Source organism: Variovorax sp. MSC1_012, assembly GCF_023667525.1.
GTDB classification, from domain to species: Bacteria; Pseudomonadota; Gammaproteobacteria; order Burkholderiales; family Burkholderiaceae_C; genus Variovorax; species Variovorax beijingensis_B.
Map to the genome: position 1 here is coordinate 2,258,038 of NZ_CM174443.1, position 14,131 is coordinate 2,272,168.

General features: G+C 66.2%; 11 protein-coding genes. 8 read left to right on the forward strand and 3 right to left on the reverse strand.

All coding sequences use genetic code 11. From position 1 onward, the window contains the following. Nucleotides 1-320 precede the first annotated feature (320 nt). The 5 genes from L1081_RS10670 to L1081_RS10690 all read left to right on the forward strand — a co-directional run bounded on the left by L1081_RS10670 (nt 321) and on the right by L1081_RS10690 (nt 5,555). Nucleotides 321-830, forward strand: coding sequence for a Csu type fimbrial protein (locus L1081_RS10670; RefSeq protein ID WP_489416390.1), 510 nt, complete (start codon nt 321-323; stop codon nt 828-830). Nucleotides 831-848: 18 nt separating this feature from the next. Beyond that, nucleotides 849-1,580, forward strand: a complete 732-nt coding sequence (locus L1081_RS10675; protein WP_489416391.1) for a fimbria/pilus periplasmic chaperone — start codon at nt 849-851, stop codon at nt 1,578-1,580. Between the two features lie 85 nt (nt 1,581-1,665). After that, the gene (locus tag L1081_RS10680) at nt 1,666-3,939 is read left to right on the forward strand and encodes a fimbria/pilus outer membrane usher protein (protein WP_489416392.1); all 2,274 of its coding nucleotides are present in this window, start codon (nt 1,666-1,668) and stop codon (nt 3,937-3,939) included. Continuing rightward, nucleotides 3,936-4,949 carry a spore coat protein U domain-containing protein gene (locus L1081_RS10685; protein WP_489416393.1) on the forward strand — a complete coding sequence of 338 codons (1,014 nt, stop codon included), beginning with the start codon at nt 3,936-3,938 and terminating at the stop codon, nt 4,947-4,949. The genes L1081_RS10680 and L1081_RS10685 overlap by 4 nt, the downstream gene beginning before the upstream one ends. Before the next feature lie 135 nt (nt 4,950-5,084). Beyond that, the gene (locus L1081_RS10690; RefSeq protein ID WP_489416394.1) at nt 5,085-5,555 is read left to right on the forward strand and encodes a hypothetical protein; all 471 of its coding nucleotides are present in this window, start codon (nt 5,085-5,087) and stop codon (nt 5,553-5,555) included. A 21-nt stretch (nt 5,556-5,576) separates the two neighbouring features. Here the strand turns inward: L1081_RS10690 and L1081_RS10695 are convergent, their stop codons facing one another. Beyond that, entirely contained in the window at nt 5,577-6,230 is a 654-nt protein-coding gene (locus tag L1081_RS10695) for an isochorismatase family protein (RefSeq protein ID WP_489416395.1), read from the reverse strand. Nucleotides 6,231-6,354: 124 nt separating this feature from the next. Here L1081_RS10695 and L1081_RS10700 point away from each other — a divergent pair, with 124 nt between their 5' ends. Together L1081_RS10700 and L1081_RS10705 are read left to right on the forward strand one after the other, a co-directional pair. Continuing rightward, nucleotides 6,355-7,251 carry a LysR substrate-binding domain-containing protein gene (locus L1081_RS10700; protein WP_489416396.1) on the forward strand — a complete coding sequence of 299 codons (897 nt, stop codon included), beginning with the start codon at nt 6,355-6,357 and terminating at the stop codon, nt 7,249-7,251. 13 nt (nt 7,252-7,264) lie between these two features. Further along, nucleotides 7,265-8,851 (forward strand): PAS domain-containing protein, encoded by a 1,587-nt coding sequence (locus L1081_RS10705; RefSeq protein WP_489416397.1) that lies wholly within the window; start codon nt 7,265-7,267, stop codon nt 8,849-8,851. On the opposite strand, the gene L1081_RS10710 is transcribed toward L1081_RS10705, so the two are convergent. Further along, nucleotides 8,835-9,119 (reverse strand): DUF3606 domain-containing protein, encoded by a 285-nt coding sequence (locus L1081_RS10710; RefSeq protein ID WP_489416398.1) that lies wholly within the window; start codon nt 9,117-9,119, stop codon nt 8,835-8,837. The two genes, L1081_RS10705 and L1081_RS10710, sit on opposite strands and share 17 nt — an antisense overlap. 198 nt (nt 9,120-9,317) lie before the next feature. Here L1081_RS10710 and L1081_RS10715 point away from each other — a divergent pair, with 198 nt between their 5' ends. After that, nucleotides 9,318-10,442 (forward strand): ATP-binding protein, encoded by a 1,125-nt coding sequence (locus L1081_RS10715; RefSeq protein ID WP_489416399.1) that lies wholly within the window; start codon nt 9,318-9,320, stop codon nt 10,440-10,442. A gap of 56 nt (nt 10,443-10,498) precedes the next feature. Here the strand turns inward: L1081_RS10715 and L1081_RS10720 are convergent, their stop codons facing one another. Then, nucleotides 10,499-14,101 carry an indolepyruvate ferredoxin oxidoreductase family protein gene (locus L1081_RS10720; protein WP_489416400.1) on the reverse strand — a complete coding sequence of 1,201 codons (3,603 nt, stop codon included), beginning with the start codon at nt 14,099-14,101 and terminating at the stop codon, nt 10,499-10,501. Between the last annotated feature and the right edge of the window lie 30 nt (nt 14,102-14,131).

Sequence of the window (14,131 nt, forward strand, 5' to 3'; positions counted from 1 at the left end):
CAACGGACTGCCGTCTTTCGTTGTCGATTGCTTCTGCAGGCCCGCCTCCATGCGGGTCGCCCAGCCAGAAGGAATCCGGCAGGTCCTGGTGCTCTCGGCCCCTCTGTAGGGGCCGCCTTCAAGCCGTTTTTCAGACCGTTCCTCGCGGACGGGCTACCCATTCCAAGCGTGCAACCGCAACGCGACGGCCTGAAGCGCGCCTGTTGACTTTTTGAAACTAAAGTATCAATAATTGATGATTGAGAACTATTTAGTTACTTAATCGGGGCGAGTTCAGCCCTTCTTTCCAACATCTTTCCTCTAACCAGTTGGCATTCACCATGAAAAAACTCTCCCTCATCGCTGCAGCGACCCTTGCCGTTACCACCAGCGCCGTCCTGGCAGCGACGAACCCGGCCACTTCGACGTTCCAGGTCCTGATCACGGTCAACAAGGCCTGCTCGGTGGTCGCGGGTACGGCTTCCAACATCGATTTCGGACCGGTCGACTCCTCGGCCACCAACCTGTCCGCCAGCAGCAACATCAGCGTGACCTGCTCCAAGACGACGCCCTACAACATCGGCCTGCAGCCCTCGCTGGGCACCAGCACCACCGGCGCCGGTGTGATGAGCTCCGTGACCACTTCGGACACGGTCGCCTACCAGCTCCGTTCGGGAAGCGCTACCGGCCCGGTCTGGGGCAGCACCGCCACGGCCACCGACGTGGGCAACGGCGTGGCCGGCACGGGCACCGGCGTGGCGCAGACGATTCCCGTGCATGCCACGGTTGCCAACGCCAACGTGACACCTGGCGCCTACGCCGACACGGTGACGGTCCTGGTCAACTACTGATCGTTCGAGCGATTGCCCATGCGCCACCTGCTGCTTCGCTATACCGCTGTTCTCGCGCTTGCCCTGGCGCAGGCGGTTGCATCGGCCAGCGGGCTGCAGGTGTCTCCGGTCACGCTGACGCTGCAGGCCACGCAAAACGCCGAAGGCCTCTGGCTCAGCAACACCGGCGACACGGTGGTGCACGCGCAGGTGCGGGTGTATCAGTGGACGCAGGAGAACGGCACCGAAAAGCTGACGCCCTCGCGCGAACTGCTGGTCAGTCCGCCGATGGTGCAGCTGGCCGCCTCCGACCGGCAGCTGATTCGCGTGATTCGCTCAGGCGTTCCTGCGGGCACTGTCGAAGGTTCGTACCGGGTGATCATCGACGAGCTGCCGGTGGAGGTGAAGGAAAAGAAGGGCCTGCAGCTGGTGCTGCGCTATTCGGTGCCGATCTTCATCGCACCCGCGGGCGCCCAGTCGCCTGCCCCCCAGCTCGCATGGTCGCTGCGCCGCGAAGACGGCAAGGCGGTGCTCGAGGTGGCGAACAACGGCGGCATGCATGCGCAGCTTGCCGATCTGGAATTTGTCGATACGGTCGGCCGCCGCACGCCGGTGCATGCCGGCCTGATGGGCTACGTGCTGCCGGGCGCGCGCATGCGTTGGCCGCTGAAGACTTCCGCGGAGGCCTTTGCCCTCGGCGGCATCCTGGAAACGAAGATCAATGGCAACGCGACGCAGGAAAACATCCCGCCGCTCCCACGCGCCCGCTGAGCGCCTGCTGCCACTGCTGCTTCTTTCCGGTCTGGTGTCTTTTGCCGCGCAGGCTGAGAGTGCGGCAGCCGGCGCAAGCGCACAGGTGGCCGCCTCCGCGGAGGGCGATCTGGCCGGCCCGGAAGGCAGCGACCTTTATCTTGAACTGAGCCTCAATGGCAATCCGCGCGGCCTGGTGCACTTTGGCCTGCGCGGGCAGGAGCTGTGGGCCAGCGCGGCCACGCTGCGGCAGCTGGGCTTCGTGCTGCCGGCGGGCGTGTCCGATCCGGTGCGGCTCAAGAGCCTTCCGGGGCTGCAGGTCAAGTACGACGCCGCAAGCCAGAGCGTTGAAATCCTCGCCACGGCGGACGTGCTGCGCCTGCCCACGACGGTGGTCGACGCATCGACGGTGGCCGTGCCCAAGGCGAGCGCCTCGCCGGGCTTGCTGCTGAACTACGACCTGTATGGCACGCAGGGGCGCGGCAATACGTCGAGCCTCAATGCGCTCACCGAGCTGCGCGCGTTCAGCGGGAGCTCGGTGCTCAGCAACACGCTGATGTCGCGCGCGGCCCGCAACGATGGCGAGGCCTGGCAGCACGACTCGGTCCGGCTCGACACCACCTGGAGCAAGTCGTTCCCCGAAGACATGCTGACCCTTCGCGTGGGCGACACCACCACGGCCTCGCTGCCATGGTCGCGCTCCACGCGCATTGGCGGCATCCAGCTTTCGCGCAACTTTGCGCTGCAGCCCTATCGCACCACCACCCCGCTGCCGGCGTTCCTGGGGTCGGCCACGCTGCCTTCGCAGGTGGAGCTTTACATCAACGGCTTGCGCCAGTACACGGGCCAGGTGCCGGCGGGGCCGTTTCAGCTGAAGACGGTGCCCAGCATCAACGGTGCGGGCAATGCGCAGGTGGTGTTGACCGATGCCTTCGGGCGCGCAACGACGCTCGACTTTTCGCTGTACGACACGCAGCGGCTGCTGGAGGCGGGCCTGTCGGACTGGTCGGTGGACCTGGGCATGGTGCGCAAGAGCTACGGCCTGCGCTCGTTCGACTACGGCAACGAATCCGCCGCCACCGGCACCTGGCGCTACGGCGTGAGCAACAGCTTCACGCTGGAAGCGCACGGCGAGGCCACCAAGGGGCTGGTCAAGGGCGGCGTCGGCGGCGCATGGCTGCTCGGCCAGAGCGGCGTGCTGACAGGCGCGGTGGCGGAGAGCAGCTACGGCGCCGAGCGGGGATCGCTGCTGAACCTGGGCTACAGCTGGCGCGACAACCGGTTCAATTTCACGGTCGAAGGCACCCGCACGCGTGGCGACTACCGAGACGTTGCATCGCTGTACGGCAGCGCGCCGCCACGCGGATCGGGCCGCGCGTCGATCGGCTACACCACCAACGGCTTCGGCAGCTTTGGCCTGAGCTATCTGTACCTGCGCTATCCGGCGCAGGAGGCAACGCGCCTGGCAAGCGCGTACTGGTTCATGTCGCTGGGGCGCAGCGCCTCGGTGAATGTGAGCCTCAACCAGAACCTGGACAACCGGCGGGAGCGCAGCCTTTTCGTGGGCTTCACCTGGGCGCTGGACGGCAAGGTCACGACCAGCACCGGCGTGCAGCGCGATGGCGACCGCAGCACCTTCTCGGCCGACGCGCAAAGCTCGACGCCGAGCGAAGGCGGCATCGGCTGGCGCGCGGGCCTACGCCAGGGCGGCGGCCAGAACGGCGGGCAGGCCGAGCTCGACTACCTGGGCCGCTATGGCCGCGCGATGGCGGGCATCAGCATGATCGGCGACAGCCGTTATGCCTACGCGGGCGCCACGGGTTCGGTCGCGTTCATGGGCGGCCAGCCCTTTGCGGCCCGGCGCATCGACGATGCCTTTGCGGTGGTCTCCACCGACGGCATTGCGGGCGTGCCGGTGAGGCTGGAGAACCGCGACATCGGCACCACCGACAGCCACGGCATGCTGCTGGTGGCGCCGCTGCGCGCCTACCAGAACAACCAGCTGTCGATCGACCCGATGCAGCTGCCGGCCGACGTGCGGATCGAACGCGTGAAGACGGTGGCCACGCCTAGCGACCGCGCCGGCACGCTGGTGCGCTTTGGCATCACGCCGATCAATGCAGCGGCGCTGCTGCTGGCGGACGAGGCGGGCAAGCCGCTGCCGCTGGGCAGCCGGGTGCGCGTGAACGGCGGCACCGGCGAGCCGGCGCTGGTGGGCTTTGACGGCGCGGTGTACCTGGAGTCGCTGGAGCCGCGCAACACGCTCGAGGTGCAGACGGCCGCCGGTCGCTGCCGGGCCAGCTTCGACTATCGCAAGGACGGCGCGGGGATTCCGCAGATCGGGCCGCTGCGCTGCACCAGGGAGGGAAAGACGCCATGAGCTTTTTGAGCCGCACCTTGCAGGCGCTGCGCCTGCCACTGTTTTGTGCGCTGCTGTGGTGGGTGCCGGTGGGGAGCGCGCAGGCGGCCACTTGCAGTGCGACGATGACGAACCTGAGTTTCGGCACGGTGGAGTTGGTCGATGGGAGTACGCCGCCGTCCGTCACGGCCACGCTGAGCTACACCTGCAGCAACACGAGCGGCAACACCGAGTCCCTCAAGGTCTGCTTCAACATTGGCGACGGCGACCAAAGTCTTGGAAGCTTCGATCCGCGGCTCATGAAGCTCACCACGGGCAACAACACCTTGAGGTTCCGGCTCTTCCAGGGCGCGAGCGGCACGGTCTGGGGTTCGAATGGCAACGCGGCGGTGCCATCTCCCTTCACCGACACGATGACCATTCCTCGCCGGTCCAGTGTGACGAGAAGCACCACCATGCGCGGGGAACTGCCTGCACTCCAGGGCACGGCACCTCCAGGCCTGTACAGGGACAACTTCGGTGGAATTCATACCTCGATCACGCTCTTGTCGAACACGGGCTCGACCGTGCCAGCGACGTGCAACGGCTCGTCGTCGGGCAACTTCCCCTTCGAGGTCAACGCAACCGTCGCCAAAAGCTGCCTGGTCACCGCCAATCCGCTGAACTTCGGCAGCATCGACGGCCTGCCGGGCATGGGCAACAGAGACCAGACGAGCACGATCAACGTGACCTGTTCGACGTCCACCGTCTACAAGGTCGGGCTGTCGCCGTCCAATGGCTCGACGGTCGGTGCCGGGGTGATGTCGCCGACGGGGGGCGTGCCAGGCAACACGGACACGGTGGCCTACCGGCTCTACCGCGATGCCAACCGCTCGCTCCCGTGGGGCAGCGTCGTGGACACCAACACCGTCACGGCCACCGGCAACGGCACGGCCCAGGCGCTGACCGTGTATGGCCGGGTCCTTGGCGGCAGCGCCAATGTGCGGCCGGACAGCTACCGGGACACCGTCACGGTCACCGTGACCTACTGACCCGCCCGGGTCAGGCCAGCGGGCGCCGCAAAAAAATAGCGCAGGCGGCCTTAACTTTCCGGCTACTCTGCCGATAACCCAGGTTGGGGCATCGATGCGATGCCCTCCACCGAGGTTGCGACGAGAGGAGGTCCCATGTCCGGAAACATGTCCCGAGCGGGTTCGGCCGGCCTGCTGCTTCCACCGCGTGCCGCACGCGCGGCGGCCGCCGTCGGCATGCTGCTGCTGTTGCCGCTGCGGCTCGGCTCCGCCGAGCCGATGCACGGCATGGGCAGCGCCACGGCGCGGTTCAACGTGACGATGATCGTGCTTCCGACCTTCAAGGTGCTCCAGGTCACGCCGGTGAATGGCGGACATGAATACCGCGTCTGGACCAACATGAAGTCGGTGCTCATCAAGGGCCGCGAGTACCGCTTCGACAAGGTCGGCGAAACCGCCTTCACCGTGGCCGGCACCACCGCCGACGGCCTCGACACCCTCGACCCGACCTGGCGCGGTGCCATCGGCGCCATGGCCGCCATCGCGGCCCGCGCCGCGCCGCAAGCGGCTGCCGCTGCTGCGGATGGCGACGGGAGCAATTCGATGAGGGTGACTGTGATTTATTGAGCCAGAGCGGCTCCCCTCAGATCATCCTGCTTTGGCAGGCACAGGCGTGTTGAGCAGCTGCTGCTCCCAGAGGTAGGCGATGCCGCTGCCGCTGAAGTGCTGGATGAGAATCTCGGTCAGCTCCTCGACATGCTCGGTGCGCGCCCAATCGCGTTGCCATTCGCCGGCGAGCGCCATCACGGTCATCACGTTCGCGCCGGCCGCGATCATTCGCTGGATGGCAACTTCGTGGGACTCCTTCGAAATCCCGCCCGACGCGTCGGTGATCACGGTCACGTCCCAGCCTTCGCCGGCGGCCTGGATGACGGGCATTGCGACGCAGACCTCGGTCCACAGGCCCGCGATGATCAGCTGCTTGCGGCCGGTCGCCTTGACGACCTTCACCACGTTCTCGTCCTGCCAGGTGTTCACCCAGGTGCGATCGATGACTTCCTGGTCCGGAAACACGTCGGTGATCTGCCTGAAGAGAAGTCCACCGCGCGCGGCGATCACGCTGGTGAGAACGGTCGGAACATTGAAGGCTTTTGCCAGCTTTGCCAGCGCGGTCGTGTTGTTGACCACAGCTTGCGGATCGTGGCTGTTCAGGTTCGCGAGCTGATAGGGCTGGTGGTCGATAAGAACGAGTACCGAGTCTTCGGGACGAAGAAGCGAAGCCAGGCCGTTGCGAAAAGTCATTGATGGATCCTTTGTTTCGGTTGCGAGCGGGACGTTTGCCCCGAAGCAGGATTGTGTTGTTCCCCCTTTTGAGCCGGTAGTACCATTTCGCGGCGAGCTGTGTCGCGAAATGGGGAACACCGAGGTGGACATCGAAGATCTGCAGACATTCGTGGAAGTTGCCGATGCCGGCGGGGTTTCGTCTGCTGCGCTGCGGCTTGGGGTGTCCAAGTCGATCGTCAGTCGCCGTCTCTTCCGGCTTGAAGCGGAACTGGGTGTCCAGCTGCTTGTGCGATCCACCCGCGGGGCTGCTCTGACCGAAGCCGGGGCCACGTTCCGGGACTACGCAGCCAGGGTCTGCGCCGAGATCGACGTGGCCAGGGAAGCGATCCTGCCCGCCGGCGACCTTCGCGGCCGCTTGCGCGTTGCGGTGCCGTTTTCCTTGGGCCCGACGCACTTCGCTCCCATGCTTGCGGAAATGGCACGACGCCACCCGGGGCTTCACATCCAGACCTGCTACAGCGATCGCTTCGTCGATCTCATCGCGGAGGGTTACGACTGTGCGATACGGGTTGGCTATCTACAGGACTCCAACTTGATCGCAAGACGCATCGGCCCGGTCCATGGGAAGCTCGTCGCGAGTCCGGCTTATGTCAAGGCGCATGGGTCGCCCGAGACACCCGAGGAGCTTGCCGGCCATCAGGCCCTCATGCAGGGAACCGAGGCCTGGCAACTCACGGATGGAGACAGGATCATCACGGTTCGCCCGCAGGGGCGCTTCAAGGCCGACAACGGCACGGCCCTGGTCGCCGCTGCGACAGCAGGACTCGGGATCGCCTACCTGCCCGATTGGCTGACGCATGAACATGTGGCCTCCGGGGCACTCGTGCCGGTCATGACGCGCCATCCACCACCACCGGCAGGTGCCTATGTCGTCCGGCCGCCGGGCCAGCATCCCGCACGGAAGATTCGGGTCCTCACCGAGCTCCTGATCGAGTATTGCGACCGCTCTCCGCATCCTGCGGGAGCTGCCGCTGTCTGAGGGGCGCATCGCCATGCAAAGCCAACCCGCCTCCCCCGCAAGCGCAACCCTCCTGGAGGACACGGCACCGATCGTCGAGCAGCTGCCCGCCGGCATCTTTCGCAAGGACGCCGAGGGGCGCTTCACCTTCGTCAATGCCCGGTTCTGTCAACTCAAGGGCATGCCTGCAGAACGGATTCTGGGCCGCACGCCCGCGGAGATCGCCTCCGAGGAGGCGGCTTCCTGGCAGGTGATCGAGTCCGCAGTGCTGGGGCCTGATGGAACGGTCATCGGCAGCCAGGGGCTCCTGCTCGAGGTGCCCGAGCGCAATCAAGAGGACGCCATGCTGGCCAACGAGCGCGAGCTGCTTCGCGCGCTGCTGGACAACTCTCCGGACCATATCTACTTCAAGGACACGCAGTCCCGTTTCATCAAGACCAGCACGGCCCAGGCCCTGGAGTTCGGAATGGCCACGCCCGAAGGGCTGGTGGGAAAGTCCGACTTCGATGTCTTTTCCGAAGAGCACGCGCGCCCGGCGTTCGAGGACGAGCAGGAAATCATCCGCACGGGTTTGCCGATGATCGGCAAGGTCGAAAAAGAAACCTGGATCGACGGACGGCCCGACACCTGGGCCTTGACCACAAAGATGCCTCTGCGAAACCGTGCGGGGCAGATTGTCGGAACCTTCGGCATCACCAAGAACATCTCCGACCTGAAGGAGGCCGAGCGCCAGATTGCCGAGGTGCACAAGCAGCTGGTCGAGGCCTCGCACCTGGCCGGCATGGCCAGGATCGCCACCAATGTGCTGCACAACGTCGGCAACGTGCTCAACAGCGTGAACGTGTCTGCGGCGCTCATTCTTTCGCGCGTTCGCGCCTCCAAGGTGCCGGGACTTGCACGGGCAGTCCAGCTGATGGAAGACCACGCGGACGACCTGGGTGCGTTCCTCGCTTCGGACCCCAAGGGCAAGGTGCTTCCCGGCTATTTGCGCCAGCTGGCTTCCGCGCTGGTGGCGGAGCAGGACGACGCCATCAAGGAACTGGCGGCACTGGGCAAGAACGTGGAACACATCAAGGAGATCATCGCCGCGCAGCAGGCCTACGCCGGAGCGTCCAGGCTCCTGGAAAAGGTGCAGATCCGCGAACTGGTGGACGATGCATTGCGCATCAACGCAGAGGCGCTGGCGCGGCGCCGGATGGTGGTGGAAAAGGAGATTGCGCCTGTGCCCGAGTTGCTGCTGGACCAGGGACGGATACTGCAGATTTTGGTGAACCTGATCAGCAACGCCGAGCAGGCCATGGACGGCGTGACCGACCGCGAGCCCAGGCTCACGTTGCGCGTGGAGCTGACGCCCGGCCAGCGGCTGCGCATTTGCGTCGCGGACAACGGCATGGGCATTGCAACGCAGGCCCTGCCCCAGGTGTTCGTACACGGGTTCACCACGAAAAAGACCGGCCATGGATTCGGCCTGCACAGCGCCGTGATCGCCGCGCATGAAATGGGCGGCACCCTCACGGCGCACAGCGACGGGCCGGGCACCGGAGCGGCATTCACGCTCGAGCTCCCGGTCGAAACAGAAGGCAGCCCACACCCGGCTGCACCTCTCAATACCGTCGGGTGAGGAATTCGCGCACCCTGTCTGCCCGGTCGCCCACGACAGCGACCGCATTTCGCAGCTCCTGCTCGCTCACGCCGAGTGCGTGGGTCCAGTCTCTGATCTCGCAGGCTTCATTGAGATTGATGCGATGGGCGTGCTGGACGCTCGCAGGGGACTTGTCGCCCGCCATGTTGTCTTGTTCCTTGAGCCAATCTGCGGGATCGGGCTGCCAGCGCCGCTCCTCGGCGGACAGCTCCTGAATTAATTTCAACCGGGGAATTGGCCGCTCCATGCAGGCAATTGGCGCATGTTGCTGGCAGCCTCCTTGTAGGAAGGTGGGATGCTTGGTGACGATCGCTCACCTACAAACCACGGACCCATGAGGTTTTCTCGACCTTCCAGCCCCAAGCGCATACAGTGGTCTTAGAGCCTCCGAAGCACGAGCTGCCGGCCTGCCTCGCCGCTTCGTGCCCTGACCAAGGAGGTCTTCATGCACCGTTTCCTTTTCAACAATCGGGATGAACTGATTGCGAGGTGCAAAGCGAAGGTTGCACAACGCTCCCTGCGGGCAGCGACCGACAAGCAACTGGCCCATGGCGTGCCCATGTTCCTGGACCAGCTCACGAGAACGCTCGCCGCCGAAGACGACGACGAATTGGATGTGAGCATCGCAATCTCGGGCCCCTCTGGGGGCGATGCGCTCGCCCTGTCGGAAATAGGCGTGAGCGCCACCGCGCACGGCAAGGAACTGCTCAAGCTCGGCTATACCGTGGATCAGGTCGTTCATGACTACGGCGATCTCTGCCAGGCGATCACGGACCTCGCATTCGAGCGGGACGCGCCCTTTGCCGTGGTCGAGTTCCGCACGCTGAACCGCTGCCTGGACAACGCCATTGCGGACGCCGTCACCGAATTCAGCGCTCAACGCGACGCACAGATGTCGGTGCAGCAGCTCGCAGGCGAAAAGCAACGGCTGGGATTTTTGGTTCACGAACTGCGCAACTCGCTTGGAACGGCCACCCTTGCCGTGCGGGCGCTCGAACTGGGCAACATGGCCATCAGCGGCGCAACGGGCGCGGTCCTGAAGCGAAGCCTTTCCACGCTGGGACTGTTGATCAGCAGGGCTACGGCCGAAGTGAGGGGCGAAGGGGCAGATCAACGCCAGACCTTCTCGGTGGCATCCTTCATTGCGGACGTCGACCTTGTCGCCCGGCTCGATGTGGCGCGCAAAGGCGCCGTGTTCGAGGTGCGAACCGTAGACCCCTCGCTGGCCATCCTGGCCAATCGGGATCTGCTGCATGCGGCGCTGGCCAACCTGCTGCAGAACGCCTTCAAGTACACCAAGGCGAACTCCATGGTGACCCTGAGCGCTTACGCCTCGGGTGAACACGTCTTTATCGATGTCGAGGACCATTGCGGAGGTTTACCGCCAGGCGGAGCCGCAAAGATGTTCATCCCTTTCAGGCCAAACAGTGACAACAGGGCCGGTCTGGGGCTCGGGCTCTCGATCGCTCGTCAGAGCATTGAAGCGGACAACGGAACACTGACGGTCCGGGACGTTCCAGGCTCAGGCTGCGTCTTCACCATCAGCCTTCCGCTTCACTCTCTCGAGTAGATGCATCCGGTCCGGATTCCGCTTCTCGCGTGCTCGCACGACGGCCTCTTGATCGGTCAGTGCGAAACCACGGCAATGCCCCGAAACTGCCCCGCCTTCGCATTCTTTTCAGGCCTGGGATAGCGCTGCGGCGAGAAGCGGTGCATCAACTCCGCCTCGCGATCGGCCGCAAGGGCGAGGTTGGCCAGCTTCACATGTCCGAAGCCGCGGATCGTCAGCGGCAATGCCGCGATCTGCGCGGCAAGCTGCTGGTTGGCGGATGAAAGGCCGGCGGCCAGTTCGCCGAGCCGCTGGTCGAACTGGCCGATCAGTGCGCGCTCCAGCCGGCGCTCCCGCGTGCAGCCGAACAGGTCGAAGGCGGTGCCGCGCAGCCGCTTGCCGTGCGCCAGCCACTTCATCGCCGGCAGCATCCACGCGCCGAGGCGGATCTTGCGGGGCGCCTGGCCGTGCACCGGGCGCGAGAGCAGCGGCGGCGCCATGTGGAACTCGAGCTTCAAGTCGCCTTCGAACTGGTCCTTCAGCTTTTGCAGGAACGCACCGTCGGTGTAGAGACGCGCGACCTCGTACTCGTCCTTGTAGCTCATGAGCTTCAGCAGGCTGCGCGCCGCGTTGCGGGTGAAGGGCAGGCTCGCGTCGCCACCCGGCAGCGCCGACTCGGCCGCCTGCAGTGCGCGGACACGCTTTTCGAAGCGCTGCGCCCATGCGGCGTTCTGGTAGCCGGTGAGATGGCGGCGCGCATCGGCGAGCAGCGTTTCCAGCGGGCGCTCGTCGGCGTGCTGCATCTGCGCGTTCATCGGCGCGGCACGCAACTGGTCGAGGGCCGCGGCGTTTCCAGCGGCCAGCCGGCCCAGCGAGAACGCCGACTGGTTGGCCGCCACAGCAACGCCGTTGAGTTCGATGGCATGCATGAGCGCCTCGAGGCTCAGCGGCACCAGGCCGCGCTGCCACGCGTAGCCGGTCGCGACAATGTTCGCGGCCAGCGTGTCGCCGAGGAACTCCTCGGCCAGGCTCTGTGCGTCGAAGGTCTCGACCTGTTCGTCGCCCGCGACGAAGCGCATCTTCGCGAGCAGCAGGTCGACGTGCAGCTCGGCATCGGGGTTGCGCAGCGACTCGGCCACCGGAATCTCGTGGATGTTCGCGAGCACGCGCGTGCGCCCGTGCCGCACGGTCTGCAGGGCGTCGGCCGAGGCGCCCACCACCACATCGCACGCGAGAATGGCGTCGGCCTGCTGCGTGTCGATGCGCACCTGGTTCAGCCGCTGGGGCGTGTCGGCCAGCCGCACGAAGCTCAGCACCGCGCCGCCCTTCTGCGCGAAGCCCATGAAGTCGAGCACGCTGGCCGACTTGCCCTCCAGGTGCGCTGCCATCGCGATGACCGCGCCCACCGTCACGACGCCGGTGCCGCCCACGCCGGTCACCAGCAGGTCGTACGGACCGGTCCACGCATGCGGCGCCGGATGCGCAAGCGCGGCCACGCGGTGCAGGAAGGCATCGCGGCCGGCCGCGAGCGCCCCGCTCTTGCGGCGCAGCTTGCCGCCGGTGACGCCCACGAAGCTGGGGCAGAAGCCCTTGGCACAGGAGTAGTCCTTGTTGCAGCTGGTCTGGTCGATCTTGCGCTTGCGGCCCATCGGCGTCTCGTGCGGCAGCACGGCCACGCAGTTGCTCTGCACGGTGCAGTCGCCGCAGCCTTCGCACACCGCTTCGTTGATGAAGAGGCGCTTGGGCGGATCGGCCAGCTCGCCCTTCTTGCGGCGGCGGCGCTTCTCGGCGGCGCAGGTCTGCTCGTAGATGAGCACGGTCACGCCGGGCATCTCGCGCAGGCGCCGCTGCACCTCGTCGAGCGCGGCTCGGTCGTGGAACTCGGTACCCGCCGGAAAGCGGTTCCTGATGGCGTCGTAGTGACCGATGGCGTCGCTCACCACAACAACCTTCGTGACGCCTTCGGACTCCACCTGCCGCGCGATCGCGTCCACGCTGATGACCCCGTCGACCGGCTGGCCGCCGGTCATCGCGACCGCGTCGTTGAACAGGATCTTGTAGGTGAGCGTGGCCTTGGCCGCGACGGCCTGGCGGATCGCGAGGTAGCCCGAGTGGTAGTAGGTGCCGTCGCCCAGGTTCTGGAACACATGCGGCGTTTTCGTGAACATGGCGTGCGAGATCCAGTCGACGCCCTCGCCGCCCATCTGGATGAGGCCCGCCGTGCTGCGGTCCATCCAGTTGGCCATGAAGTGGCATCCGATGCCCGCGCGCGCCGTCGATCCCTCGGGCACCTTGGTGCTGGTGTTGTGCGGGCAGCCGGCGCAGAAGTACGGCAGGCGCTTGACGGCGTCGCTCGCGTTGCCCAGCAGCTCGGGCGGGGTGAAATCGCGCACATGCTGCAGGTGGTCGCCCAGGTCGTGGTTGTCGGGAAAGTGCGCGGCCAGCCAGTGCGCGACCAGCTCGATGAGGCGCGAGGGGCGCAGCTCGCCGAGCGCGGACACCAGCGGCCGGCCCTCGCGGTCGTGCTTGCCCACGAGCACGGGGCGCGCATCGGGCGGCGCGTTGTAGAAGATGTCGCGCAATTGCGTCTCGACCACCGCGCCCTTCTCTTCCACCACGAGGATCTCGTCGAGCCCGCGCGCAAAGTCCTTGATGCGCGTCTGCTCGACCGGAAAGCTCAGTCCCACCTTGTAGAGCCGCACACCGGCGCGCGCGAGCTGCTCGGGCGTGAGCTCGAGGCGCCGCAGCACCTCCATCAGGTCGTGGTGCGCCTTGCCGCAAGTGACGATGCCCACCTTGGCGTGCGGGCTCACGATGACGTGGCGGTCGATGCTGTTGCGCCGCGTGAAGGCAGCCACGGCCGCGAGCTTGTCCTCCAGCCGCGACTCGATGCGCAGCGACGGCAGGTCGGGCCAGCGGTAGTGCAGGCCGTCGGGCGGTGCGCAATGGCCGGTGGCGGCGCGCACGGCATCGGCGTCTACCCAGGCCGCGACGCGCGCGTTGACGGCATCGAGATCGACGGTGCCCGCGCTCTCGACGATTTCGGACAGCGCCGCCATGCCGACCCATGCACCCGAATAGCGCGACAGCTCGTAGCCGTACAGGCCGAACTCCAGGTACTCGGCCACGCTGGCGGGCTGCATCACGGGCATTCGCCAGGCCATGAAGGCGTGGTCGCTCTGGTGCGGCATCGACGACGACACGCAGCCATGGTCGTCGCCCGCCACCACCAGCACGCCGCCGTGAGGCGACGAGCCGTACGCATTGCCGTGCTTGAGCGCGTCGCCCGCGCGGTCCACGCCCGGTCCCTTGCCGTACCACATGGCATACACGCCGTCGACGGTGCGCTCGGGGTCGGACTCCACGCGCTGCGTGCCCAGCACCTGCGTGGCCGCCAGCTCCTCGTTCACGGCGGGCACAAAGCGGATGCCGGTTTCCTTGAAGCGGTCGCCGGCTTTCCAGATGGCCTGGTCGACCATGCCCAGCGGCGAGCCGCGGTAGCCGCTGACGAAGCCCTGCGTGTGCAGGCCACGCGCCGCGTCGCGCCGTCCCTGCATCGCCAGGATGCGGATCAGCGCCTGGGTGCCGGTGATGAAGACGGAGCCGGCATCGGCCCAGAGGTTGTCGGAAAGCTGGTAGCCGGGCCGTTGGAGCGCAGTCGTCTTGTGTGGGGCGTTCATGCCCGGAATTGTTCTGCCGCACCCCAAGTA

Excerpts from the sequence above, each read along its gene's own strand:
- L1081_RS10715 (WP_489416399.1), top strand. The coding sequence starts at position 9,318 with ATGCACCGTTTCCTTTTCAACAATCGGGATGAACTGATTGCGAGGTGC.
- L1081_RS10720 (WP_489416400.1), bottom strand. The coding sequence starts at position 14,101 with ATGAACGCCCCACACAAGACGACTGCGCTCCAACGGCCCGGCTACCAG.
- L1081_RS10705 (WP_489416397.1), top strand. The coding sequence starts at position 7,265 with ATGCAAAGCCAACCCGCCTCCCCCGCAAGCGCAACCCTCCTGGAGGAC.
- L1081_RS10670 (WP_489416390.1), top strand. The coding sequence starts at position 321 with ATGAAAAAACTCTCCCTCATCGCTGCAGCGACCCTTGCCGTTACCACC.
- L1081_RS10685 (WP_489416393.1), top strand. The coding sequence starts at position 3,936 with ATGAGCTTTTTGAGCCGCACCTTGCAGGCGCTGCGCCTGCCACTGTTT.
- L1081_RS10710 (WP_489416398.1), bottom strand. The coding sequence starts at position 9,119 with ATGGAGCGGCCAATTCCCCGGTTGAAATTAATTCAGGAGCTGTCCGCC.
- L1081_RS10675 (WP_489416391.1), top strand. The coding sequence starts at position 849 with ATGCGCCACCTGCTGCTTCGCTATACCGCTGTTCTCGCGCTTGCCCTG.
- L1081_RS10695 (WP_489416395.1), bottom strand. The coding sequence starts at position 6,230 with ATGACTTTTCGCAACGGCCTGGCTTCGCTTCTTCGTCCCGAAGACTCG.
- L1081_RS10690 (WP_489416394.1), top strand. The coding sequence starts at position 5,085 with ATGTCCGGAAACATGTCCCGAGCGGGTTCGGCCGGCCTGCTGCTTCCA.